General features: G+C 69.7%; 23 protein-coding genes. 9 read left to right on the top strand and 14 right to left on the bottom strand.

Going from position 1 to position 24,068, the window contains the following annotated elements; genetic code table 11:
• Positions 1-28: 28 nt before the first annotated feature.
• The 4 genes from ACGFIF_RS04175 to ACGFIF_RS04160 form a co-directional block, all read right to left on the bottom strand.
• Complete coding sequence (locus tag ACGFIF_RS04175; RefSeq protein ID WP_393151238.1) at positions 29-1,342, bottom strand: M16 family metallopeptidase; 1,314 nt, start codon at positions 1,340-1,342, stop codon at positions 29-31.
• Positions 1,339-3,576 (bottom strand): polyribonucleotide nucleotidyltransferase, encoded by a 2,238-nt coding sequence (locus tag ACGFIF_RS04170; RefSeq protein ID WP_393151236.1) that lies wholly within the window; start codon positions 3,574-3,576, stop codon positions 1,339-1,341. Before ACGFIF_RS04170 ends, ACGFIF_RS04175 begins: the two co-directional genes overlap by 4 nt.
• Positions 3,577-3,857: 281 nt before the next feature.
• Positions 3,858-4,130 carry a 30S ribosomal protein S15 gene (rpsO, locus tag ACGFIF_RS04165; protein ID WP_131351575.1) on the bottom strand — a complete coding sequence of 91 codons (273 nt, stop codon included), beginning with the start codon at positions 4,128-4,130 and terminating at the stop codon, positions 3,858-3,860.
• A gap of 114 nt (positions 4,131-4,244) precedes the next feature.
• Positions 4,245-5,207, bottom strand: coding sequence for a bifunctional riboflavin kinase/FAD synthetase (locus ACGFIF_RS04160; protein ID WP_393151234.1), 963 nt, complete (start codon positions 5,205-5,207; stop codon positions 4,245-4,247).
• 125 nt (positions 5,208-5,332) lie between these two features.
• On the opposite strand from ACGFIF_RS04160, the gene ACGFIF_RS04155 reads away from it, so the two are divergent.
• The gene (locus ACGFIF_RS04155; RefSeq protein WP_393151232.1) at positions 5,333-6,352 is read left to right on the top strand and encodes an SGNH/GDSL hydrolase family protein; all 1,020 of its coding nucleotides are present in this window, start codon (positions 5,333-5,335) and stop codon (positions 6,350-6,352) included.
• A gap of 68 nt (positions 6,353-6,420) precedes the next feature.
• Here ACGFIF_RS04155 and ACGFIF_RS04150 read toward each other — a convergent pair whose 3' ends face one another.
• The 3 genes from ACGFIF_RS04150 to ACGFIF_RS04140 all read right to left on the bottom strand — a co-directional run bounded on the left by ACGFIF_RS04150 (position 6,421) and on the right by ACGFIF_RS04140 (position 8,523).
• Entirely contained in the window at positions 6,421-7,302 is an 882-nt protein-coding gene (locus tag ACGFIF_RS04150) for an NAD-dependent protein deacetylase (RefSeq protein WP_393151230.1), read from the bottom strand.
• 190 nt (positions 7,303-7,492) lie between these two features.
• On the bottom strand, positions 7,493-8,119 hold the full coding sequence (locus ACGFIF_RS04145; protein ID WP_393151228.1) for a transcriptional regulator: 627 nt from the start codon (positions 8,117-8,119) through the stop codon (positions 7,493-7,495).
• Positions 8,116-8,523 (bottom strand): AsnC family protein, encoded by a 408-nt coding sequence (locus tag ACGFIF_RS04140; RefSeq protein WP_393151226.1) that lies wholly within the window; start codon positions 8,521-8,523, stop codon positions 8,116-8,118. Before ACGFIF_RS04140 ends, ACGFIF_RS04145 begins: the two co-directional genes overlap by 4 nt.
• A gap of 51 nt (positions 8,524-8,574) precedes the next feature.
• Between ACGFIF_RS04140 and ACGFIF_RS04135 the strand changes: the two genes are divergently transcribed.
• Positions 8,575-9,831, top strand: a complete 1,257-nt coding sequence (locus tag ACGFIF_RS04135) for a PEP/pyruvate-binding domain-containing protein (protein ID WP_393151224.1) — start codon at positions 8,575-8,577, stop codon at positions 9,829-9,831.
• A gap of 90 nt (positions 9,832-9,921) precedes the next feature.
• Positions 9,922-10,401, top strand: a complete 480-nt coding sequence (locus ACGFIF_RS04130) for a DinB family protein (protein WP_393151222.1) — start codon at positions 9,922-9,924, stop codon at positions 10,399-10,401.
• A 10-nt stretch (positions 10,402-10,411) separates the two neighbouring features.
• Here the strand turns inward: ACGFIF_RS04130 and ACGFIF_RS04125 are convergent, their stop codons facing one another.
• The 7 genes from ACGFIF_RS04125 to rimP form a co-directional block, all read right to left on the bottom strand.
• Entirely contained in the window at positions 10,412-11,275 is an 864-nt protein-coding gene (locus ACGFIF_RS04125) for an LLM class flavin-dependent oxidoreductase (RefSeq protein ID WP_393151220.1), read from the bottom strand.
• 324 nt (positions 11,276-11,599) lie between these two features.
• Positions 11,600-12,505 carry a tRNA pseudouridine(55) synthase TruB gene (gene truB, locus ACGFIF_RS04120; protein ID WP_393151218.1) on the bottom strand — a complete coding sequence of 302 codons (906 nt, stop codon included), beginning with the start codon at positions 12,503-12,505 and terminating at the stop codon, positions 11,600-11,602.
• Positions 12,486-12,923 (bottom strand): 30S ribosome-binding factor RbfA, encoded by a 438-nt coding sequence (gene rbfA, locus ACGFIF_RS04115; RefSeq protein WP_393151216.1) that lies wholly within the window; start codon positions 12,921-12,923, stop codon positions 12,486-12,488. The genes truB and rbfA overlap by 20 nt, the downstream gene beginning before the upstream one ends.
• Positions 12,924-13,024: 101 nt before the next feature.
• Entirely contained in the window at positions 13,025-16,147 is a 3,123-nt protein-coding gene (gene infB, locus ACGFIF_RS04110; protein WP_393151214.1) for a translation initiation factor IF-2, read from the bottom strand.
• A gap of 134 nt (positions 16,148-16,281) precedes the next feature.
• Positions 16,282-16,611, bottom strand: a complete 330-nt coding sequence (locus ACGFIF_RS04105) for a YlxR family protein (protein ID WP_393151212.1) — start codon at positions 16,609-16,611, stop codon at positions 16,282-16,284.
• A gap of 66 nt (positions 16,612-16,677) precedes the next feature.
• Positions 16,678-17,670, bottom strand: a complete 993-nt coding sequence (gene nusA / locus ACGFIF_RS04100) for a transcription termination factor NusA (RefSeq protein WP_393151210.1) — start codon at positions 17,668-17,670, stop codon at positions 16,678-16,680.
• A gap of 1 nt (position 17,671) precedes the next feature.
• Positions 17,672-18,193, bottom strand: coding sequence for a ribosome maturation factor RimP (gene rimP / locus ACGFIF_RS04095; RefSeq protein ID WP_393151208.1), 522 nt, complete (start codon positions 18,191-18,193; stop codon positions 17,672-17,674).
• Between the two features lie 186 nt (positions 18,194-18,379).
• On the opposite strand from rimP, the gene ACGFIF_RS04090 reads away from it, so the two are divergent.
• From ACGFIF_RS04090 to ACGFIF_RS04065, 6 genes are all read left to right on the top strand, one after another.
• On the top strand, positions 18,380-18,934 hold the full coding sequence (locus ACGFIF_RS04090; protein WP_393151206.1) for a cell division protein FtsK: 555 nt from the start codon (positions 18,380-18,382) through the stop codon (positions 18,932-18,934).
• Positions 18,931-19,341: a ferritin-like domain-containing protein gene (locus ACGFIF_RS04085; protein WP_393151204.1), complete on the top strand. Its 411-nt coding sequence runs from the start codon at positions 18,931-18,933 to the stop codon at positions 19,339-19,341. The genes ACGFIF_RS04090 and ACGFIF_RS04085 overlap by 4 nt, the downstream gene beginning before the upstream one ends.
• Positions 19,342-19,611: 270 nt before the next feature.
• The gene (locus tag ACGFIF_RS04080; protein ID WP_393151202.1) at positions 19,612-19,962 is read left to right on the top strand and encodes a cupin domain-containing protein; all 351 of its coding nucleotides are present in this window, start codon (positions 19,612-19,614) and stop codon (positions 19,960-19,962) included.
• Positions 19,959-21,326, top strand: coding sequence for a class I tRNA ligase family protein (locus tag ACGFIF_RS04075; RefSeq protein ID WP_393151200.1), 1,368 nt, complete (start codon positions 19,959-19,961; stop codon positions 21,324-21,326). The genes ACGFIF_RS04080 and ACGFIF_RS04075 overlap by 4 nt, the downstream gene beginning before the upstream one ends.
• Positions 21,327-21,330: 4 nt before the next feature.
• Positions 21,331-23,685 (top strand): FAD-dependent oxidoreductase, encoded by a 2,355-nt coding sequence (locus ACGFIF_RS04070; RefSeq protein ID WP_393151198.1) that lies wholly within the window; start codon positions 21,331-21,333, stop codon positions 23,683-23,685.
• Entirely contained in the window at positions 23,682-24,068 is a 387-nt protein-coding gene (locus ACGFIF_RS04065) for a hypothetical protein (protein ID WP_393151196.1), read from the top strand. The genes ACGFIF_RS04070 and ACGFIF_RS04065 overlap by 4 nt, the downstream gene beginning before the upstream one ends.

Below are 24,068 nucleotides of genomic sequence, written 5' to 3'. Positions count from 1 at the left end.
GGAGGGCTGTCGAGGATGCTGAGAGCGCTCAGCGGGTGAAAGCGGTGCTGTCCTCGTCGAACGGGCCCATCACGGTCAGGGCCGGAGTACCGGCGTACAGGTCGGCGGCGAGGTGGATGACGTCGTCGAGGGTGACGGCGTCGATCCGGTGCAGGATCTCGTCGACGGTGGGCAGCTCGCCGTAGACGAGCTCGGCCTTGGCGATCCGGGTCATCTTGGCGCCGGTGTCCTCCAGGCCCATCACCACCGAGCCGCGCATCTGCCCCTTGCCGCGGAGCAGTTCGTCCGGCGTGATGTTGCCACTGGCAATCGACTCCAGCTCGGACCGGACCACGTCGAGGACCTCGCCGGCCTTCTTCGGCAGGCAGCCCGCGTACACACCGACCATGCCGGAGTCGGCGTACGCCGACCCGAAGCTGAACACCGAGTAGGCCAGACCGCGCTTCTCCCGGACCTCCTGGAACAACCGCGACGACATGCCGCCGCCGACGATCCCGTGCAGGACGCCGGCCACGTACCGCCGCTCGTCGTTCCGCACCAGCCCCGGCATCCCGAGCACCAGATGCGCCTGCTCGACGTCCCGGTGGTGCACCCGCACCCCGCCGTACGTCGGAATACGTCGAGCCGATCCGCGTCGTACCGCGGCGGGCTCGGCCTCGCCGGTCACCCAGTGGCGCTCGAACGCCTTGCGAACCAGGCGGACCACGTCGGTGTGGTCGACGTTGCCGGCGACCGAGACGACGATGTTGGCCGGCTTGTAGCGGCGGCGGTACCAGCCGGCCACCTGCTGCCGGGACAGTCCGGCCACGGATTCCGGCGTACCGGTGATGGAGCGGCCGAGCGGTGAGCTGCCCCAGAGCTGCTCGGCGAAGAGGTCGTGGATGTGGTCCGACGTCTCGTCGGCGTGCATCGCGATCTCCTCGTCGATGACGTCGCGCTCACTCTCCACGTCCGCCTCGGTCAGCGTGGCGGAGGTGATCATGTCGCAGATGACGTCGACCGCGAGCGGCAGGTCGGAGTCGAGCACCCGCGCGTAGTAGCAGGTGTACTCCTTGCCGGTGAACGCGTTCATCTCGCCGCCGACCGCGTCGATCGCGGCGGAGATCTCCAGTGCGTCACGGCGCTCGGTGCCCTTGAACAGCAGGTGCTCGAGGAAGTGCGTGGCGCCGGCCAGCTGCTCCGGCTCGTCCCGGGAGCCGACGCCGACCCAGAGACCGAAGGTGACCGAGCGGAAGCCCGGTACGGACTGGGACAGCACACGGAGCCCGGAGGGCAGGACGGTCCGTTTCACCGGACCGCCCGCCTCCGGGCTCAGCAGTGTGCTGGTGATCGCTCGGGTCACTCGGCGGTCTCGGCCTCAGCCTTCGGCTCGGCCTTCTTGTCGTCCTCCTCGACCACCGGGATCAGCGACAGCTTGCCCCGGTCGTCGATCTCGGCGATCTCGACCTGCAGCTTCTGGCCGACCGAGAGCACGTCCTCGACCGCCTCGACCCGCTTGCCACCGGCCAGGCCGCGCAGCTTGCTGATGTGCAGCAGGCCGTCCTTACCCGGCAGCAGGCTGATGAACGCACCGAAGTTGGTCGTCTTCACGACCGTGCCCAGGTAGCGCTCACCCTTCTCCGGCATGGTCGGGTTCGCGATCGCGTTGATCGCGGCCCGGGCCGCCTCGGCCGACGGACCGTCGGTCGCGCCGATGTAGACGGTGCCGTCGTCCTCGATCGAGATGTCGGCGCCGGTGTCCTCGGTGATCTGGTTGATCATCTTGCCCTTCGGGCCGATGACCTCGCCGATCTTGTCGACCGGGACCTTCACCGAGATGACCCGCGGCGCGAACTCGCTCATCTCACCCGGCGCGTCGATGGCCTTGGCCATCACGTCCAGGATGGTGAGCCGGGCGTCCTTCGCCTGGGTCAGGGCCGCGCCCAGGACGCTGGCCGGAATACCGTCCAGCTTGGTGTCCAGCTGCAGGGCGGTGACGAAGTCCTTCGTGCCGGCGACCTTAAAGTCCATGTCGCCGAACGCGTCCTCCGCGCCCAGGATGTCGGTCAGCGCGACATACCTTGTCTCTGTCTCGCCGGCCTCATTCTTGATTTCACCCGAGATCAGGCCCATCGCGATACCGGCGACCGGGGCCTTCAGCGGCACACCGGCGGACAGCAGCGACAGCGTCGAGGCGCAGACCGACCCCATCGAGGTGGAGCCGTTCGAACCGAGCGCCTCGGACACCTGACGCAGCGCGTAGGGGAAGTCCTCGCGCGACGGCAACACCGGCACCAGGGCCCGCTCGGCCAGCGCGCCGTGACCGATCTCGCGACGCTTCGGCGATCCCACCCGGCCGGTCTCACCGGTCGAGTACGGCGGGAAGTTGTAGTTGTGCATGTAGCGCTTGCGCGTCTCCGGGGAGAGCGTGTCGAGCTGCTGCTCCATCCGGAGCATGTTCAGCGTGGTGACACCCATGATCTGGGTCTCGCCGCGCTCGAACAGCGCCGAGCCGTGCACCCGCGGCAGCACCCGCACCTGGGCCTTGAGCGGCCGGATGTCGGCCAGCCCGCGGCCGTCGATGCGGACCTTGTCCTTGAGCACGCGCTGCCGGACCAGCTTCTTGGTCAGCGACCGGAACGCCGCGGACAGCTCCTTCTCGCGACCCTCGAAGTCGGCGGCCAGCTTGTCCACCACGGCGGCCTTGACGGCGTCGGTGGCGTCCTCACGCTCGTGCTTGCCGGCGATGGTCAGCGCCTGGCTGAGCTCCTCGGCGGCCGCGGCCTCGACGGCGGCGAACGCGTCGTCCTGGTAGTCCGGGAAGACCGGGAACTCACCGGTCGGCTTGGCCGCCCGCGCGGCCAGGTCGGCCTGCGCCTCGACCAGCGTCTTGATGAACGCCTTGGACGACTCCAGGCCCTGGGCGACGATCTCCTCGGTCGGCGCCTGGACACCGGCGGCGACCTTGTCGAAGGTGCTCGGGGTCGACTCGGCCTCGACCATCATGATCGCGACGTCACCGGTCTCGGTCACCCGGCCGGCCACCACCATGTCGAAGACCGCGTCCTCGAGCTCGGTGTGGGTCGGGAACGCCACCCACTGGTCCTCGATCAGGGCGACTCGGACGGCGCCGATCGGGCCGGAGAACGGCAGACCGGCGAGCTGGGTGGACATCGACGCCGCGTTGATGGCGAGGACGTCGTACAGCTTGTCCGGGTTCAGCGCCAGGACGGTGATGACGACCTGGATCTCGTTGCGCAGGCCGGAGACGAACGACGGCCGCAGCGGGCGGTCGATCAGCCGGCAGGTCAGGATGGCCTCCTCGGACGGGCGGCCCTCCCGGCGGAAGAACGAGCCCGGGATGCGGCCCGCGGCGTACATCCGCTCCTCGACGTCGACCGTCAACGGGAAGAAGTCGAACTGGTCCTTGGGCTTCTTGCTGGCCGTGGTGGCCGAGAGCACCATCGTGTCGCCGTCGAGGTACGCGGCGGCCGAACCGGCGGCCTGCTGGGCCAGACGGCCCGTCTCGAAGCGGATGGTGCGGGTGCCGAAGCTTCCGTTGTCGACAACGGCTTCAGCGAACTCTGCGCCCTCCATGGGCGCGCTTGTGGATCCCGACACGGGATACCCCTCTCTAGCAGTGTGACGACTGCGAGGCGCGAGCTTCCGGGGTGCCGGTCTTCGATCGAGGCCCGCGGCTGACTGTGGTGCGTCATCCGAAAGCCACTACCGAGGACCGGTCGTCCTCCCGCCACGCGCTTCGCGTCGCCTCGTACGTCTTGCGTGCTTGTATTCAGTTGTGACCCGCGCCCTGATTCAGCACTGGCGCGGATACGCCAGGAGCGGCCACCCGAGTCCGGGGGCCGCTCCTCGCGACGTCATCGGCGAAGGCCGAGCCGCTCGATCAGGGACCGGTAGCGGTTGATGTCCTTCTTCGCCAGGTAGTTCAGCAGCCGGCGGCGCTGACCGACGAGCAGCAACAGGCCACGACGGCTGTGGTGGTCGTGCTTGTGCTCTTTGAGGTGCTCGGTCAGATCGGCGATCCGGTGCGTCAGCAGCGCCACCTGAACCTCGGGGGACCCGGTGTCACCCTCGGTCAGGGCGTACTCACCGATGATCTTCTTCTTCGTTGCGGCATCAACAGATGACACGGAGTTCCTCTCGATTCGTTGCGCGGCGCACCGGGGCTTTCGTCACCCGAGCACTCTCGGTCCGCGGCCGTTCAGACGGCAGCAGTCAGCGTATCAGTCCGTGGACGCGTCACCCTAATTCCCCGTCAAGATCCGGCGGGCGCCGTCGACGTCGGCTTTCATCTGGACCAGCAGTTCGTCGATGCTGTCGAAGCGGATCTGGCTGCCGCGGAGCCGGGCGACGAAGTCCACCGCGATCCGGGCGCCGTACAGCTCCAGGTCGTCGCGGTCCAGCACGTAGCTCTCCACCCGGCGGTCCACGCCGTCGAAGGTGGGGTTGCTGCCGACGCTGATCGCCGCGGGCAGCGGATCCGGGTACGCCGGAGCGCCCTCGGCCGGGTCGAGTACGGTCAGCCAGCCCGCGTACACGCCGTCGAGCGGGATCGCGGCCTGCGGATCGGCGGGGATGTTCGCGGTCGGGAACCCGAGCTCGCGGCCCCGCTTGTCGCCTTCCACGACGACGCCGGTGACCCGCAGCGGCCGCCCGAGCGCCGCCGCGGCCGCCTCCACATCCCCCTCGGCGATCCGGCCCCGGATGTACGTCGACGACCAGGGCTGCGCGTCGCCGGCCAGGCTCAGGCCCTCGACCTGGAACCCGTGCGTCGCCCCGGCCGCGACCAGGGTGTCCACGTGCCCGGCCGCCTTGTGGCCGAACCGGAAGTTCTCGCCGACCACGACCGCCTTGGCGTGCAGCGTGCCGACCAGGACCCGCTCGATGAACTCCTCCGGCGACCAGCCCGCCACGTCCTTGTCGAACGGGAGGATCAGCACCGCGTCGGCGCCGTGGTTGCCGAGCAGTTCGGCCCGCTCCACGGGCTCGCTGAGCATCGCGGGCGCCCGATCGGGCCGCAGTACGACCATCGGGTGCGGATCGAAGGTGAGCGCGACCACCGGCAGGCCACCCAGCTCGGCCGCTCGCGCCTTGGCGTGCGCGAGCACCTCCTGGTGTCCCCGGTGCACGCCGTCGAAGTTGCCGATGGTGACGACCGACGGGCCGAATTCCGGCTCCACCTGGTCCAAACCGTGCCAGACACGCATGACAGCAGGATTCCATGTCGCACCCGAGTCCGGTGCGGCAGGTCGGCGATCACCCCTTGTAATCGGCGTGTCACTCAACTTAGGGTGTGGCGGCACGGACGTTCGCCGGCCTGGGGAGGTTGCACGTGAAGATCCGTCGGATCGCCGCGGCTGCGCTGGCTTTCCTGCTCTTCCCGGGTACGGCGCTCGCGGCCACGCCGGCCTCGGCGTCGTCCGAGGCGCCGCTGTTCAAGCACTACGTGGCGCTCGGGGACTCCTACTCGTCGGCGCCGCTCGTGCCGCTGCCGGACCTGCTGTCGCTCGGGTGTGTGCGGTCGACCAGCAACTACCCGAAGATGCTCGCCGTGATGCTGCGGACCTATCGGTTCACCGACGTGACCTGCGGCGGCGCGGACACCACGAACATGACCGAGCCGCAGAGCACGGCCCTCGGTACTGCCGCCCCGCAGTTCAACGCGCTGCGGCCGGACACCGACCTGGTCACCCTCGGGATCGGAGGCAACGACTTCGGCGTGTTCGGCGACATCATCGGCACCTGCCCGGGGCTGCGGGCCAGTGATCCGACCGGTGCGCCGTGCAAGGCGCACTTCACCGTCGACGGGGTGGACACGCTGAAGGCGCGGATCGTCCAGACCCAGGCCCGGATCACGACCGTTGTCCAGGGCATCAAAGTACGGTCGCCGCAGGCAACGATCGCGCTGATCGGCTATCCGAGGATCGCACCGGAACACGGCACCTGCCCGGCGATCCTGCCGTTCGCCGACGGCGACTACACCTACCTGTACTCGATCGAGCAGGCGCTCAACACCGCGATCGCCAACGCGGCGGCCGCGACCGGAGCGACATACGTGGACACGTTCGGGCCGTCGACCGGGCACGACGCCTGCGCACCGGACGGGCAGGCGTGGATCCAGGGCAAGGACATCAACCTGCTGCGAGCGCTGAACTACCACCCGCGCTACGAAGGACAGGCCGGCGTCGCGTCGCTGACCTACAAGACCTTGACCGGTGAGCCGGTCGTCGTCACCGCGGCCGAGCAGGCCGCCTGGGCTGCACGCGGCCGGGAGCTGTCCCGGCAGGCCGCTGCTTCCCCTCAGGCCTTACAGGCCTCCCTGAACCGCCTACGGACCAGCGCGCAACGCTGACCCTTTCCAAATCCGTAGAGCGGACCCCGGGTCGAGCCACCTCACGCGTGGCTCGGCCCGGCGGTGTTTTACAGCCGTTGGGTCAGCTCGGTGAGCGCCTGGCCCAACGGGAGGTTGACGCGGTGGGCGGCGTACGGGTCGCCGCGGGTGACGCCCTGATTGATGATCAGGACCTGTCGCCCGGCCTTGGCGGCATGGCGGACGAAGCGGAAGCCGGACATCACCGTCAGGGACGAGCCGAGGACGAGCATGGCGGCCGCGTCGTCGATCAGGCGGTAGCAGCGTTCGACCCGGGGCTTCGGCACGTTCTCCCCGAAGAACACCACGTCGGGTTTGAGTACGCCGGTCCCGCACGCCTCACACGGGACGACGTTGAAGGTGCGGACGATCGAATCGGGCAGCTCCACGTCGCCGTCGGGGTTGATCCGCGTGGCCTCGCCCTCGAAGTCCGGGTTGGCCGCACGGAGACGACGGTCGAGTGCTTCGCGGGCGGACGTCGTACCGCAGGTGAGGCAGATGACCCGATCCAGATTGCCGTGCAACTCGATCACGTCGCGGGCGCCGGCCGCGTGGTGGAGGCCGTCGACGTTCTGGGTGATGACGCCGTTGAGGTAGCCGCGCGCTTGCAGGGCCGCGACGGCCCGGTGGCCTTCGTTCGGGCGGGCCCGGGCGATCGTGCGCCAGCCGAGGTGGCTGCGGGCCCAGTACCGTTGCCGGCCGGACTCGCTCGCCACGAAGTCGCCGTACGTCATCGGGGTGTGGGTCCGGAGACTGCCGGTCTCGCCGCGATAGTCCGGGATGCCCGACTCGGTGGAGATCCCGGCGCCGGTGAGTACGACGACATCGCCGGCAGACATCACGTCCGCGATCGGGGCGAGGTCCGTCGTACCAGGCTCGAGCGCCAACACGTCGGGGCCGGGGACCCATTGCAATGTCGGACGCGAACGCACGGGTCCAGGGTAGCCAGTCAGTGGTCGCCGCGGTTCAGGTCGTGTCTGGTGGTCCCGCGCCGTAGCGAGCAGGTGCTCGGTGCGGTAGCTCGGCGTGCTGGAGTGAAGGCCTCGATGTGGTTTTCATCGTGGCCTTTGCTCCAGTGCGGCGAGATGCCGTGCCGAGTGCCGCGCAGTAGGCGCGGGACCATCAGACACGGCCTAGCCCGAGGGTCGCGATCAGGTCCTCGTGGAGCTCGAACCAGACCTTGTGGCAGGAGTCGACGTTGGTCCGGTCGACCCATCCGGTGTCGCCGGCCTGGACGCGCTCGAGCGCGGTGACGAATCGGGTTCGGTAGCCCTGGAAACGGTCGAGAAGTCCGGACAGCGTCTCTGCCAGTGGGCCCAGCTGTTCGGCGAGTGCTGTCAGTTCGGTGATGACGCGGCGGTCCCAGGCCGGGTCGTTGTGGTCGTTGAAGGCGTGCGGGTCGTCGTCCGTGGGCCTCAACTGCCATTGGGTGCAGGCGAGCTGCAGACGCTCGTTGAGTGGGAGGAAGGCTCGGAACGTGTCGCGGACGGTCTCGGTGCCGGCGACCAGTTCGAGCTCCGCGGCGAGGCGGCGTTCGTTCTCCGCCCGGCCCGTCGCCATCAGGGACCAGCCCCCGATGCCGGCGAACTCGCTCCAGGTGATCCACCCGAAGGCCTGATAGTCGAGCAGCAGCTCCTTGGTGACCGCCGGGTCGAGCCTGAACCGTCGCGCGACCTGCTGGTCGTCAGCGACGCCCTGCAGCCGTACGGCGTGCAGCACGAGGAGCTCTGGGGTGGAGACGTGGGTCATGGCGTCTGTCCGTCCGCTGGGCGGCTGCTGCGTGCGGTCAGCCGGTCGAGTCGTTGCTGGCAGGCCTGAGGTGAGTTGAGGCCGAGTGCTCGCGCCATCTCGGCCCAGGTGAGGCCGAGACCGCGCGCCGTGAACAGCAGGCCGGCCTCGAGCTGTTCGAGCTCGGCCCGAGCCGCCGGAAACAACTGCAACGCCGCCACCGCCGCCTCCTTTGACAAGTCGCCAGTGTCGCTTGATTGCCAGAGGAAGAACCGGATCAGGTCGACGGCCGACGGCGGCACCGGTCCCGGCTGCCAGGGACGACGGGCCAGCCGATCGGCTCCGTGGTCCAGGAGCAGCCGGCGCGCCTGGCGCTCCCGCCTGGCCTGGGCCTGGTCGTCGAGGTGGTCGTGGTTGCTTTGCACCTGAGAACCGTGGATCCTTCAACAGGATGTTGTCAATATTTTGTTGAAAGGATGGCTTCGTTGCTCGTCAGTCTCACCGAGGCCACCCAGCAACAGGCGGGCGGTAAGGCCGCCGTCCTCGGAGCGCTCGCACGGGCCGGCTTCCCGGTCCCGCCCGGCTTCGTCGTACCGATCGAGGTGTATCGAGCCGAGACGCGTGGGCTGGATCTTGCTGAGGTGCGCGGGCCTGACGAGGTGCGTCGGCTGATCGAGTCCCGGCCGTTGCCGTCTGAGCTTGTCCGTGAGGTCACCGAGGGGGTGACGCGGCTCGGTGGTGACGCGGTCGCCGTACGGTCGTCTGCGTCCACCGAGGACACGGTCGGCGCTTCGGCTGCCGGGCAGCACGACACATTCCTGGGCGTCAGCGGACCGGGGGCGGTGATCGAGCGGCTGCCGGCGATCTGGGCGTCGTTGTGGTCCATGCGCGCTGTCGCCTACCGGTCGGCTGGTGCTGTCGCGCCGGAGATGGCTGTGATCGTGCAGCGCCACATCGACGCCGACGTTGCCGGGGTTCTCTTCACGGACGCTCCTGGGGTCCTGATCGAGGCGTCCTGGGGCTTGGGTGAGAGCGTCGTCGGCGGGCTGGTGACGCCGGACTCGTTCTCGGTGTCTGCGGATGGCGTGGTCGGGCGCCGTACCGGTGACAAAGGCACACGAATCGACCGCCGTGGCAACGGGACCGTCACCACGGCTGTGCCACCCGAATCACGCCGTCGGCTGTGCCTCGACGATCGGCAGGTGATCCAACTGGCGCGGCTGGGGCAGGACGTCGCCGCGCATCTGGGTGGTCCGCAGGACATCGAGTTCGCCGTCGAGAAGGACCGGATCTGGCTCCTTCAGGCCCGGCCCGTCACCGCTCCCCTGCCACAGCCCGACCCCACCCCCGCCGATCCCCGCCCCGCCTCCGCCGCCGATCCACAAGCCGCCCACACCGCTGGTCCGGCGGCCGGCGTCGCCCACCTGCGCGGAATTGCTGGGAGTCCTGGGCAGGTCTCGGGCCCGGCGAGGGTCGTGCACGGGCCGGAGGACTTCAGCCGGGTGGGTCCCGGCGACATCCTGGTCTGCCGCTTCACCGACCCGGCCTGGACACCGCTGTTCAGCGTCGTTGCCGGAGTGGTGACGGAGACCGGCGGCCGCCTCTCCCACGCCGCGATCGTGGCCCGCGAACACCGCATCCCCGCCGTCCTCGGCGTCCCCACCGCCATGACCACCCTGTACGACGGCCAACCGCTGACCGTCGACGGCACCAACGGCACCGTCCACGGCTAACCGGGATGCGGTCGGGAGGCCGGACGGCTAGCGTTCCAGCCCGGGCTACCGGCAATCGGAGGGACCTGAGTGGACGCGGGTTGGCAGGGCATGACGCTTCGGTTGTTCCGCCGGGTGCGCGACGACGTACGCACGTTGGTCGACGGGGCCACCGCCGAGGAGTTGGACCGGCGACTCGGAAGCAACAGTGTCGGGTGGCTGGTCTGGCACATCTCGCGCGGGCAGGACCGGAATCTGTCCGAGCTCACCGGAAGCACCCAACTCTGGCTCGCGGACGACTGGGCGACCCGATTCGACCGGCCGGCCGACCCCAGTGACACCGGCTTCGGTCACTCGGCCGAGCAGGCCGCCGCGTTCCGCAGCCCCACTCTCGAGCTCCTGCTGGCCTACCACGACGCCACCCACGGACTCGCCGAGAAGTACCTGGCGTCCGCGGCTGATGACGACCTCGGCCGGCTCGTCGTGAGTCCCACCCTCGGCAACACCCGCTCCGTCGAGGAACGCCTGGCCGGGCAACTGCAGGACTCCTTCGCACACGCCGGCCAGATCGGCCTGTTGCGCGGGCTCTGACGTTGCCCGCTCACGCGATGCGGGGTGGGCCGGCCTTGAGGCGGCGTTCGGCGTTGGCGCGGACTTCGGTGGCGTCCATGGAGGACCAGTCGGCGTCGATCCACCAGGTGGCGCCGGCCTCGGCCCAGGGGCGTACGGTCTCGGCGGCCTTCGGGTCGTCGGCCGTGGTGGTGCCTTCGGCGACCACGTCGTACCCGTCCATGGTCAGGCCGTGGGCGGCGCGCTCCTCGCGGAGCCAGGCGACGCCTTCGGCGAGCAGCTCGGGTGACCACTCCCCTGGCTCCTCACCCGGCTGGACGATCGGCGCGTGGTGCGGCAGCCAGCCGTCCTGCAGCGCCACTCGCCGCATCGACTTCGGTCGCGGCCAGGCGCCCACCACCCAGGTCGGGATCCGCGGCTGCTGCACCGGTGGCGGCGGCGCGGGCGGCATCAGGTCGGCGACCTTCTTGGATCGGTAATGCTTCCCGGCGTACTCGAACGGCTGATCCCGCCACAGGTGCTGCAACATCGCGAGCGAGTCGTCCATCAATTCGGCGCGGACCTTGCGCCCCGGATCGTCCTCGAACAACCAGAACCGCTCCTCACCGGCGACGCCGAGCCCGACTGCCAGCGTCACCCGGCCGTTGCTCAGGTTGTCCACCGTCGAGGTCTGCCCGGCCACGTCCCACGGTTTCCGTCGCGGCAGCGGCGTCAGCATCGTCCCCAGCCGGATCCGCTCGGTCGTCATCGCGGCCGCGGCCAGCATCGCCCAGGCGTCGATCCCCCACACCGACTCCCAGACGAAGAAGCCGTCCCAGCCGTGCTCCTCGGCCATCGCCGCCAACTCGGCCGCCGCCCGAGCATCCCCATATGCCATCACGAAGCCGTATCTCATGCCCCAGACGCTAGAGGTCAGCACGGACAGTTCGCGTTCGTGCGCGCGGAGGTCGTTCAGGACTGGTCTGGAAATCAACCGATTGAAGGACCGGTTCTGCGACCGCATCGCAGTGGGGAGGTGTCCGCTCAGCGGTGCACTTCGCACAAATTCCGGTACGGCCCGGTCCGGATCGTCTTACTGTAATGATGTTCGCCTGGCGGCTATTACCCCACTACCCGGACGCCAGCCGAGTTGCGCTGGGCCGCGATTCTCCCCCACGAGCATCGCCGAATTTGCCCCCGATCGGCACAGCAGCTTCCGGGGCCGCCAGGCGGGCCCACTTCAGCTGACGAAGACGGCGGTGGGTTTGGCGACGGGTCCGTGCGGCTCGTACAGGGCCAGGAAGGTGCCGGTGGGGTCGAACATGGCGGTCTGCCCGGCGGCGAGTTTCAGGCCGGACAGCGGACGGCCGGTGCGGATGGCGGCGGCCTGCTCGGCGTCGGCGTCGTACCGCGGGAAGGTGCCGGCGGCGACCTCGGCGATGGGCAGCCACTCGAACGAATGCTCCAGCGACTCCAGCGTGTGGGCGGCCGAGAGGTCGAAGGCGCCGACTCGGGTACGCCGAAGTGCGGTGAGGTGACCGCCGACGCCGAGTTCGGCGCCGAGGTCGCGGGCCAGGGCACGGATGTAGGTGCCGCTGGAGCAGTCGACCGAGATGTCGACCTCCAGCCCCGACGGACCCGGGCGTACGTCGACCACGTCGTACCGGGAGACCGTCACGCTCCGGGCCTTGAGGGCGACCTCTTCACCGGCCCGCACACGTTCGTACGCGCGCCGCCCGTCGACCTTGATCGCCGAGACCTTGGACGGAACCTGCGAGATCTCCCCGCGGAACCCGGCCACCGCGCCCTCGATCGCCTCCGCCGTCACCCCGTCGACAGGCGCTGTCGAAACGACCTCGCCCTCGGCGTCGTCGGTGGTCGTGGCAGCGCCGAGCAGGATGGTGGCGTCGTACGACTTGTCGGCCAACTGGAGATGACCGAGCAGCCGGGTGGCGCGGTTGAGGCCGACGACCAGGACACCGGTGGCCATCGGGTCCAGCGTGCCGGCGTGGCCGACCTTGCGGGTACCGGCCAGCCGACGGATCCGCGCCACCACGGTGTGCGAGGTCAGACCCGCCGGCTTGTCGACGATGACGATGCCGTCGGCAACGGCCGGGGCACCGGGCTCATTCGTCGTCGCTGTCATCGTCCTCACGGTGCTTGTAGGGGTCGGCCTCGCCGGCCGGCTTGGCGCCCGCGGCGGCCTTGGCCACCTCGGCGTCGGCCTGCCGGGCCTGGGCCAGCAACTCCTCGATGTGCCCGGCGGTCTCCGGTACGGCGTCCAGGAAGAACGCGACGCTCGGGGTGTGCCGCAGGCCGAGGGCCTTGCCGACCTCGCTGCGGATCAGCCCGCGCGCCGACTCCAGCGCGGCCGCGGTCGAGGCGCGCGCCTGCTCGTCGCCGTACACGGTGTAGAAGACACTGGCCTCCCGCAGGTCGCCGGTCAGCCTGGCGTCGGTCACGGTGACGAAGCCCAGCCGTGGGTCCTTCACCCGGCGCTCGAGCAGCTCCGCGACGAGTACCTGGATCCGGTCGGCCAACTGCTTCGCCCTTGCTTCACCCATCAGGGCTCACTCCCTCATTCATGAACAACGTCCGGAGAGGCAGGCTCACCGCCTCTCCGGACGTTACTCCGGTGCCCAGAGGACCTGGGCACCGACTGCTGTCAGTTGCGCGGCTTCTCGCGCAGCTCGAACGACTCGACGATGTCACCGATCTTGATGTCGTTGTAGCCGTTCACGGTCAGACCACACTCGAAGCCCTCGCGGACCTCGGACGCGTCGTCCTTGAACCTCTTCAGCGACGACAGCTCGGTGTTGTCGACCACCACCGCGCCGTCCCGGATCAACCGGACCTTGGCGTTGCGCCGGATGACGCCGCTGGTCACCCAGCAACCGGCGATGTTGCCCACCTTCGAGGAGCGGAAGATCTCGCGGATCTCCGCCTGGCCCAGAGTGGCCTCCTCGTAGATCGGCTTGAGCATGCCCTTCAGGGCGGCCTCGATGTCGTCGATCGCCGAGTAGATGACCGAGTAGTACCGGACATCCACGCCCTCGCGCTCGGCCACGTCACCGGCCTTGCCGGCCGGCCGCACGTTGAAGCCGATGATGACGGCGTTCGACGCGATGGCCAGGTTGACGTCGTTCTCGTTGATCGCACCCACACCGCGGTCGATGACGCGGAGGTTGACCTCGTCGCCGACCTCGATCCGGACCAGCGCGTCTTCCAGCGCCTCGACCGAACCGGACACGTCGCCCTTGAGGATGAGCAGCAGCTCCTGCGTCTCGCCCTTCTCCATCGAGGCCATGAAGTCCTCGAGGGTCCGGCGCGCACGGCGCTTGGCGTTGGCGGCCGCCCGGGCGCGAGCTTCGCGCTTCTCGGCGATCTGCCGTGCCCGCCGGTCGTCGTCGACGACCAGGAACTTGTCACCCGCACCTGGTACGGCGGTCAGACCGAGCACCAGGACCGGACGCGACGGAGTCGCCTCCTCGACCGGGTCGCCGTGCTCGTCGAGCATGGCCCGGACCCGGCCGTACGCCGGACCGGCCACCATCGAGTCGCCGACCCGCAGCGTGCCGCGCTGGACCAGCACGGTCGCCACCGGACCACGACCCTTGTCGAGGTTGGCCTCGATCGCGATGCCCTCGGCGTGCATGTTCGGGTTGGCCCGCAGGTCCAGCGCCGCGTCCGCGGTCAGGACCACGGACTCGAGCAGCCCGTCGATGTTGATCCGGGACTTCGCCGAGACGTCGACGAACATGGTGTCGCCGCCGTACTCCTCGGGGACCAGGCCGTACTCGGTCAGCTGACCGCGCACCTTGGCCGGGTCCGCACTCGGGACGTCGATCTTGTTCACCGCGACCACGATCGGGACGTTCGCCGCCCGGGCGTGGTTCAGGGCCTCGATCGTCTGCGGCATCACGCCGTCGTCGGCCGCGACCACCAGGATGACGATGTCGGTGGCCTGCGCACCACGGGCACGCATGGCGGTGAACGCCTCGTGACCCGGGGTGTCGACGAAGGTGATGGCCCGCTGCTCGCCGTCCACCTCGGTGGTCACCTGGTACGCACCGATGTGCTGGGTGATGCCACCGGCCTCCTTGGCGACCACGTTCGCCTCGCGGACCGCGTCCAGCAGCTTCGTCTTACCGTGGTCGACGTGACCCATCACGGTCACCACCGGCGGCCGCTTGACCAGGTCGCTCTCGTCGCCCTCGTCGGTGCCGAAGTCGATGTCGAACGACTGCAGCAGCTCGCGGTCCTCGTCCTCCGGGGACACGATCTGGACGTCGTAGTTCAGCTCGGTGGCGAGCAGCTGCAGGGTCTCCTCGTTGACCGACTGGGTCGCGGTCACCATCTCACCGAGGTGGAACAGCACCTGCACCAGCGACGCCGGGTCGACGCCGACCTTCTCGGCGAAGTCCGTCAGCGACGCACCGCGGGCAAGGCGCACGACCTCGCCGTCACCGTGCTTGACCCGGACACCGCCGACTGCCGGCGCCTGCATGTTGTCGAATTCCTGGCGCTTCGCCCGCTTCGACTTCCGGCCACGACGGGCCGGACCACCCGGACGCCCGAAGGCACCCTGGGTGCCACCACGACCGCGGTTGCCCGGACCCGGACGGCCACCGCCGCCACCGGGCGGGCCGCTCGGGCCGCCACCGCCACCCGGACGGAAGCCGCCGCCACCGCCGCCGCCACCCGGACGGGCACCGGCACCAGGTCCACCCGAACCGCCGCCGGGACGGCCACGGCCACCGCCGCCACCACCCCCGCCACCGCCGGGACCGGACGGACGGCCGGTGAACGTACCGGCCGAGGACTTCGGCATCATCGCCGGGTTGGGCCGCGGCGCACCGGGCACACCCGACGGACGCGGACGGTCGCTACCGCCGCCGCCACTGCGGGCCTGCGGCGGACGCGGCGGCATACCGGCCGGGCTCGCACCCTGACCGGAGCCACCGCCCTGACCACCCTGACCCGGGCGAGCGCCACCGCGCTGCATTCCCTGGGTCGAGCTGAACGGGTTGTTCCCCGGACGCGGGGCACCCGGACGGGGGCCACCGCCCTGACCGCCTTGACCACCCGGACGCGGGGCACCACCCGGACGCGGAGCGCCGGGACGAGGTGCGCCGCCCGGACGCGGGGTCGCACCCGGACGCGGCGCGGCCGGGCGAGCCGACCCACCGTCGGCAGCCGGACGCTGCTGAGCCGGGCTGGGCGCCGGACGAGACGGCGCGGCCGGAGCCTTGCGCTCGGCCGGAGCCGCCGGAGCAGCTGCCTCCGGGGCAGCCTTGGCCGCCGGAGCCTCGAACGCCGGTGCCGGCGTGGCCGCGGGGGCCTCGGCCGGAGCCTGCGGTGCGGGCTCCTGCCGCGGACCCGGCTTCGGGCCAGGCCGCGGACCGGGCTTGACCGGGGACGGCGCGGCAGCAGCCGGCGCAGCCTTCTCGGTCACCGTCGGTTCGGCGGCCACCGGAGCCGGGGTCGCCTCGACGGCCGGCGCGGGACGCTCGGCCGGGGCCGGGGGTGCGGACTTCTTCGCCGGCTCGGCAGGCGCGACCGGTGCGGTCGCCTGCGGCGCGGCGGACGTGCTGGCGGCGGCCTTCTTGGCCGCGCGCTTCTTCGGCGGGTTCTTCTCGAACTCTTCCGCCAACCTACGGACTACTGGTGCCTCGATCGTCGAGGACGCCGATCGGACGAACTCGCCCATGTCGTTCAGTCTGGTCAGAACGACCTTGCTGGTAACTCCGAGCTCCTTCGCGAGCTCGTAGACCCGGACCTTTGCCACTACTCTCCCTCTGGTCCGAGCCTGGGCGCGGACCGTTAGTTGACGTACGTGCTCATCGCATTGCACTCATCGGTAGACACTCATCGAGTGGTCATGAGTCGATGACCCGCCTTCATGTCGTCGCGACGGTCCCGCTAGACCGCTGCGGGCGGCCGGGTGGCCGCCTTGGTTACTTCAACTGCGGTACTTCCTTCACTGCACTGCGCAACATGTTCCCGCACCAGCTTCAGCTCAAGCGGACCGGGGACCCGGAAGGCCCGCGGGAACGCCTTACGTCGCTCGGCGAGGTCGAGGCACTCGGCCACCGGGTGCAGATGCGCCCCGCGGCCAGGTGCCCGATGAGCGGGATCCGGGAGGACAAGTCCTCCGGAAACCGTCATCCGCAGCAGGTCAGCCGGACTGGACCGCTTCCGGCACCCGATGCAGGTGCGCTCCCTGGGCTTACCAGGGCGCCCCGGATCCATCACAGTCACCGTCACTGTCACGTGATCCTCAGGGTGTGGTTGCGACTCAGTCGACCGACCGAGAGATCAGTCTACCTTCTCGCCATCACGAGTCACATCGGTATCCGGCCGGATGTCGATCCGCCAGCCGGTGAGCCGGGCGGCCAGGCGGGCGTTCTGCCCCTCCTTGCCGATCGCGAGCGAGAGCTGGTAGTCGGGTACGACGACCCGCGCGGCGCGGGCCGCGGCGTCGACGACCTCGACAGACGTAACCTGCGCCGGGGACAGCGCATTCCCGACGAAGGTGGCCGGGTCGTCGCTGTGGTCGATGATGTCGATCTTCTCGCCGTGCAACTCGTGCATGATGTTGCGCACCCGCTGCCCCATCGGCCCGATGCACGCGCCCTTGCCGTTCACCGACGGATTCAGCGTCCGGACGGCGATCTTGGTGCGGTGACCGGCCTCACGCGCGATCGCGGTGATCTCGACCGTGCCGTCGGCGATCTCCGGCACCTCGAGCGCGAACAGCTTCTTGACCAGGTTCGGGTGGGTCCGGCTGACGGTGATCTGCGGGCCCTTGAAGCCCTTGCGGACACCGACCACGTAGACCCGCAGCCGGGAGCCGTGCTCGTACTTCTCCCCCGGCACCTGCTCCGGGGCCGGCAGCACCGCCTCGATCTTGCCGAGGTCGACCATCACCGAGCGCGGGTCGCGGCCCTGCTGGATGACCCCGGAGACGATGTCGCCCTCCTTGCCGGAGAACTCGCCGTACCGGACCTCGTCCTCGGCGTCGCGCAGCCGCTGCAGGATGATCTGCTTGGCCGTGGTGGCGGCGATCCGGCCGAAGTCGTGCGGCGTGTCGTCGTACTCGCGGGCCAGCGTGCCGTCCTCGGCGAACTCCCGCGCGAACACGGTGACGTGCCCGGTCTTGCGGTCCAGCTCGGCCCGGGCGTGCTGCTGGGCGCCCTCGGTGCGGTGGTACGCCACCAGCAGCGCCTGCTCGATCGCCTCGACGACCACGTCGAGGGAGATGTCCTTCTCCCGCTCCAGCGACCGCAGGACGGCCATGTCGATGTCCATGTCAGTTCTCCTCCACCGTGCCGCCAGCATCTGGGGCAGTTTCGTCGTTGCCGGCAGCCCGGTTGAACTCGATCTGGACCTTGGCCTTGGCCACGTCGGCGTACGCAACCGTCCGCAGCGTGCCGTCGACGTCCAGTTCGGCCGCCTCCTCGGAGGCGGACTTGATCCGGCCGGTCAGCTTCCCGCCGGCGGTCAACGTGACCACGACCAGCCGGCTGACGTTGCGGCGCCAGTGCCGGGGCAGGGTGAGCGGCCGGTCGACGCCCGGGCTGGAGACCTCCAGCGTGTAGGCGCCGTCGCCCATGATGTCGTCGGCATCGAGTGCCTTGGAGATGGCCCGGGTGACGTCGGCGACGTCGTCCAGGTTGATCCCGCCGTCGCGGTCGACGAGCACGCGCAGCAACCGTCGGCGGCCGGCCGGCGCGATGTCCGCGGCCTCCAGGTCGCAGCCGAACTGCTCGACGATCGGCCGCAGGAAGTTCTCGAGGCTCGAGGTGTCCGTGTGGTCAGTCCTTCGGCTCACAGGTAGACCTGCCTCTCTCTCCAGTTGTGCACCCGTTCCACCACCCGGCGATCCGACCGAGGGCAGTAGCCCACCATATCCGGCCCGCGACGGTGTTCACGTCACCGCCTCGTCCCAGGCCGGTCACCGGCTCGTCACCGGACCGGCCACCCGCTCGTCACCTCCCTCGCCGGGTATCGTTCCGCCGTGCCGAACGAAACCCTCCGCCTGTCGCGCCGCGCCGCGCTGACGACCGCCGCCCTCGCGTCGGGCGCCGTCGTGCTGATTGGCTGCGACGACGACCCGAGCGGTTCCGGTACGCCGGGCGCCGCGAAGAACCCCAAGCCGGGCCAGGCCGCCGAGGAGACGCCCAGCACCGACCCGGTGATCGTCGCGGCACTCAGTACGGCGGCCGCCCAGGTGACTCAATTGTCACTCCGGTACGCCGGAGTCAGTCAGAAGTTCCCCGCCCTGCGCAGCCAGCTCGCGGCCGGGGCGAAGTACCACGCCAGTCACCTGGCCCGGCTCAAGGAGACCGCCGGCGTCCAACCGGCCGCGGCCGGCAAGCTCCCAGCACTCCCGAGTACGTCGTCAGGCGCGCTGAGCGACCTGGCGAAGCGCGAGAAGGCCGCAGCCATCGCCCATGCCGCCGCGGCCGCCAAGGTCTCCGGGCCGGCCGCTCGCCTGCTCGCGATGATCGCCGCGGCCGAGACCCAGCTGGCCACCACGCTCACCCCGAAGAAGAAGGCGGAGTCCCAGTGACCGAGGTGGAGGCGCTCCAGGCGGCGCTCGCCGGTGAGCACGCGGCCCTGTACGGCGTGGGCGTTGCCGGCGGCAAGCTCACCGGCGCCCGCTTCCGCGCGGCGACGGACACTTACGAGCAGCACCGCGGCAACCGCGACCGGCTCACCCGGTTGGTGGTCGCGGCCGGCGAGACCCCGGTCGCCGCCGAAGCGGCGTACGACCTGCCTCAGGTGGTGACCAATGCGGCGACCGCCTCCGCGCTGGTCCTGCTGATCGAGCGGCGGCTGGCGGCCGTGTACGGCGATCTGGTCGAGGCGGCCGAGCAACCGGCGGTCCGCGCGTTCGCGATCCAGAGTCTGCTGGCGACTGCGAGCGCCCAGCTCGCGTGGGGTGGCGCCCCGGTCGCCTTCCCGGGTGACGCCTGAGCGTAACCGCTCGATCACAAATAGCTGCCGCAACGAATAGCTTCCGGCCCGGTTACGGATTGACCGGAAATTCGGCGCGCATTCCCCTTTACTCGCAGCGCGACCTTACCTATATTTTCGCCACGGAGACTGGGGGGTCGCCGAGTTTCACGACCGCGTTGGTGGCGTAGGTCGTTCCAGGCTGACTTAAGCGTCTGTTCCGTACCTTCATTCCGCTCTTATTCAACTTCTTGAGCCGCGCCTTGCGTCGGCTACGGAGGGTGGCGAAGCATGCGCACATTCGATCTGAGCACCGGCGACGACCAGTACGTGAAAGACATCCGAGTGGTCCGCTGGGAGCAGTACGCACTGGAGCGGGATCTGCCGTTCCAGGCGATGTGGTACAGCGTTCCGCCGGGTTCGGAGAGCCCGGTCGACCAGCACCCCGAGCTCGAGCTGTCGGTGGTCGTCGCGGGCACCGCGCACGTCGTTGTCGGCGGCAACGAGCACGTGGTCCCGCAGGGCGACGCGTTCCTGCTCGGCAGCACCGAGGCACACGTCGTACAGAACCGTTCGGCCGAGGTACCGCTGACCATCTTCAGCGCGTACTGGATGCCGCTGGCCGAAGGCGGCCGGCCATGACTGATCCGGTCACCGTCTTCACGTTCCCGCAACCGACGATCAACGGGCCGCTGCACGTCGGCCATCTCTCCGGTCCGTACCTGGCCGCCGACATCGCTGCCCGGGCCGCACGCGCCCGCGGGGAGCGCGTCGTGGTGACCACTGGACTCGACGTGCACCAGAACTACGTGCTGACCAGGGCCGAGCGCGAAGGTATCGAGGTCGAGATGATGACGGCCGACTTCCGCGACGACATCAAGGACACGTACCGCCTGGCCCGGATTGGGTTCGACTACTTCACCGACCCGCTCGGAGACGAGCACACGCCGATCATCCGGCACCTGATGAACCACCTCGTGGCCACTGGCGCCGCACCGCTGCGCGAGGTCACCTTGCATGCCTGCGCCGACTGCGGCCGAACCCTGCACGAGTCGTACCTCAGCGGGCTCTGCGGCGAGTGCAAGGCACCCGCGGCCGGCGGCGCCTGCGAGCAGTGCGGCACCTTCACCCAGGTCGACACCATGGTCGATCCGGTCTGCGGCCGCTGCGGCGGCGAACCCCGTCCGTTCACGGCGACAGTGCCGGTACTGCGGATGGAGGACCACCGCGAAGCCCTGATCGCGACGTGGTTGCGGGCCGACCTGCCCCCGACCGTCCGGGACCTGATCGACCGCACCCTGCGGTCCGGTCTGCCGGAGATCGCCCTCGCCTACCCGACCAACTGGGGTATCGAGGGCGACGGCCCACTGACCGGCCTGCGGATCGGCCCGTACACGGAGATCGCTCTCTCCGACCTGTACGGCGTCGCGCGTGCCGTCGACCCCGATGCCGACGACGTGACCGGGTACCTGGCCGCACTCGGCCGAGTAGACCACCTGTGGCATTTCCTCGGTCTCGACAACGCGTTCTGGTACGCGCTCTACTGGCCTGCCGTCTGGGCCGCGGCCGGGGTCTCCCGGCTCCCGTTGGCCGGTCTGGTGGTCAACGAGTTCTACACATTCGACGGCGAGAAATTCTCCACCAGCCGGAATCATGGAATCACCGCGACGGAATTGCTGCGTGCCGCGGATCCGTCAATCGTCCGTTTGTTTCTGGCCTGGGACCGGCCCGATCGTTATCGCAGTGATTTCACCTTCAATTCTTTCCGCGCGTTCGCGGACCGGGTCGAACCATTACTCGCCGGGGTGCACCGGGTTTCCGAACCACTCGACCCGGCGCTGGCCGCGATCGAGCGCGCCCGCGGCGAGAGCGCGCTCCGGCCGAGCGGGTTCGACCTGCCACTGGCGGTCCGGAGCCTGCTCACCCTGCTGGCCGGTGGTGTCCAGGACACCGGATCGCTTCGGGCCGCTCTGACCGGGCAGTGCTCTGACCGGGCAAGGGAGTAGTCCGATGCGAGTCTGCGTGATCGGGGCCGGTATCGCCGGCACGCTGCTTGCCTGGCGGCTGAGCGAGAGCGTCGAGGTCGATCTGGTGACCGGTCCGCCCGGGACGGACGCGACCGCGGCATCGGGTGGCGGCGTGCGCGGTTTCGAGACCCACCCGGTCCAGCGCCGCCTGGCGATCGAGAGTCTCAGTGAGCTGTTCCAGAGCCTCCAGGAGGAGGCCGGCTACACCGAAACCGGCTGCACGTACCTCTTGCCGTCGTACGCCGGACTCGAGAGAGCGGTCGGGGAGGTCGAGGACGCCCACCCGGGCTCGACCGAGATCCTCGATCGCGACGAGCTCCACCGCCGGGGCTGGCACGGACTGCCCGAGGGGACGGTCGGCATCTGCGAGAGGCGGGCCGGCTTCATCAACCCGGATCAGCTCCGTACGGCGGTGCTCCCGCAACTCGCCGCAGGCCCCAGGAGCCGGGTGCTCGACGGACCGGTCTTACGGCTGGTCCCGCACCCGGACGGCTCGGTCAGCTGTCGTCTCCCCGGCACGAGTCACCGGTACGTCGCCGTCGTGGTGGCCGCCGGCCCGTGGACACCGGGACTGCTGACCGGCAGTGCCCTACCGGCCGAGCCGTACCGGACCAAGGCGATCCAGGTCGCCATCTACAAGGTCGACGGGGCCCTGCCGACCATGTTCGTGGACGAGACCAGTGATCTGTTCGGGCGGCCAACAGCCGACGGCAGGTTGCTCCTCGGTGTGGACACGCACCGCTGGTCCGTCCCACCAGGCAGCAGCAGTCCGAGCCCGGACCTGGCCGCGCAGGCCGTCCGGATCGCCGGCGAGCGGCTGCCACACCTCAAGCTGTCGGCGCCCGACCACCTGGTCAGCAACGCCGACTGTTATGCCGATCCGCCGGTCCTGACCCTGTGGTCGGTTCTCGGCAGCACACATCGGCTCTTCACCTTCACCGGTGGGTCCGGCGGCAGCGTGAAAACCGCGCTGGCCGCTAGCCGGGCGGCTGCGAGCGACCTGCTCGTCACCGGTGATACGCGCACCACCACTTCGCGGACGGAGAAACAGCACATGACCATCACGGAACCAGGCAATCGCCGAAGTACGCCGAGGTACCACACCATCGGGATCGGAGCCGGGCCCTCCAACCTCTCGTTGGCGGCGCTCTACAAGAACGTCACCACCGAGAAGCTCGCCCTGTTCGACGCCCGTCCGGGCAGTGGCTGGCACACTCCCCTGCTCTACCCGGGCGTCCGGATGCAGACCGGCTGGATGAAGGACCTGGTCTCGCTGGTCGACCCACGGCACGAGCTGACGTTCCTGAACTACCTGGTCACCTCCGGGCGGCTCTATGCGCTGATCAACTCCCAGTTCGACTCGCTCCCCCGGATCGAGTACGAGCGCTACCTGGCCTGGGCCACCCAGCGGCTCGGCGTGGTCAACTTCAGTTCCCGGGTGGAGGCGATCTCGATCACCGACGAAGGCTTCGAGGTCACCGTCGACGGCGTACCGACGGCTGTCTCCGAGCACCTCGTGCTCGGGCTCGGCACCCGGCCGGTCCGGCCGGAGTACCTGCGCGGCCTGCCCGCCGAGCAGGCGTTCATCGCCGACGACCTCGCCGCCCGGTTGCCGGCGCTGGACAAGGCCGCGCCGACCGCTGTCATCGGCGGCGGTCAGACCGGTCTCGAGTGTGTCCTGCGGCTGCTCGGATCCGGCTTCACCGACATCCGCTGGCTGGGCCGCAACCAGTGGTTCCGCAGCATCGACGACTCGCCGATGGCCAACGAGCTCTACCGGCCGTCGCACATCGAGTACCTGCAAGGCCTGAACCGGGGCAAGCGCCGGGAGATGATCGACGACTCGCGCTACAGCGGTGACGCGATCACGCCGGGCGGACTGCGGGCGCTGTACCAGGCCAACTACGACGGCTTCCTGACGCTCGGCCGCTTCCCGGTCACGCTGCTGCCGGGCCGTGACGTACGGGCGTCCGCCCCGCTGCCCGACGGCGACATCCGGCTCTGCTGTACGACGTCCACCACGCCGGAAGAACACGACGTACGCCAGGTCGTGGTGGCCGGCGGGCGGGAGCACGTGGAGGCGCCGTTCGACGACGACCTGCGGGAACGGATCGAGTTCGACGACGACGGGCAGTTGCTGGTCGAGCCGGACTACTCGGTGCGCTGGAAGGGCATGAACGGGCACAAGATCTACACGTTCAACGCCAGCCGGTACAGCCACGGCCTGACCAACGCCGGGCTGACCCAGCTGCCGGTCCGGGCCGCGATCGTGCTGAATTCCATGTTCGACCGGGAGATCTACCCGATCACCGACGAGCTCTGCGCGGTGCAGTGGTGACCGCGGCCCAGGAGACGGCACTGCCGGAGCCGCTGGTTCCGGACGTCGACGGGGCCTGGTTCCGGCTCGAGGTCGAGGACCCGGCGGCCGGTGCGCCGTACGGGCAGTACCACCGCGCGGACGACCTGGTCTGGGCCGAGTTCTACGCCGGCGGCACCTTGCGCAGCGGCCGGCTGGTCGGGCACCTGCGGCCCGACGGATCGTTCGACGCGGCGTACTGCCTGCTCAGCGCGACCGGCGAGCTGGTCAGCGGCGAGTGCCTCAGCGTCCCGGAGTTCGATGCTCAGGGCAACATCCGGATCACCGACCACTTCCGTCGCAGCGACGGCACCACCGGGACCAGCCGCATCCGGCAGATCCCCGCACCGGTCAGGGAGGCATGA

Origin of the sequence: Kribbella sp. NPDC049174 (assembly GCF_043197365.1) — a bacterium.
Classification (GTDB): Bacteria; Actinomycetota; Actinomycetes; order Propionibacteriales; family Kribbellaceae; genus Kribbella.
The sequence above is the reverse complement of the archived record's forward strand: the minus strand, read 5'-3'. Positions and strand labels throughout refer to the sequence as shown.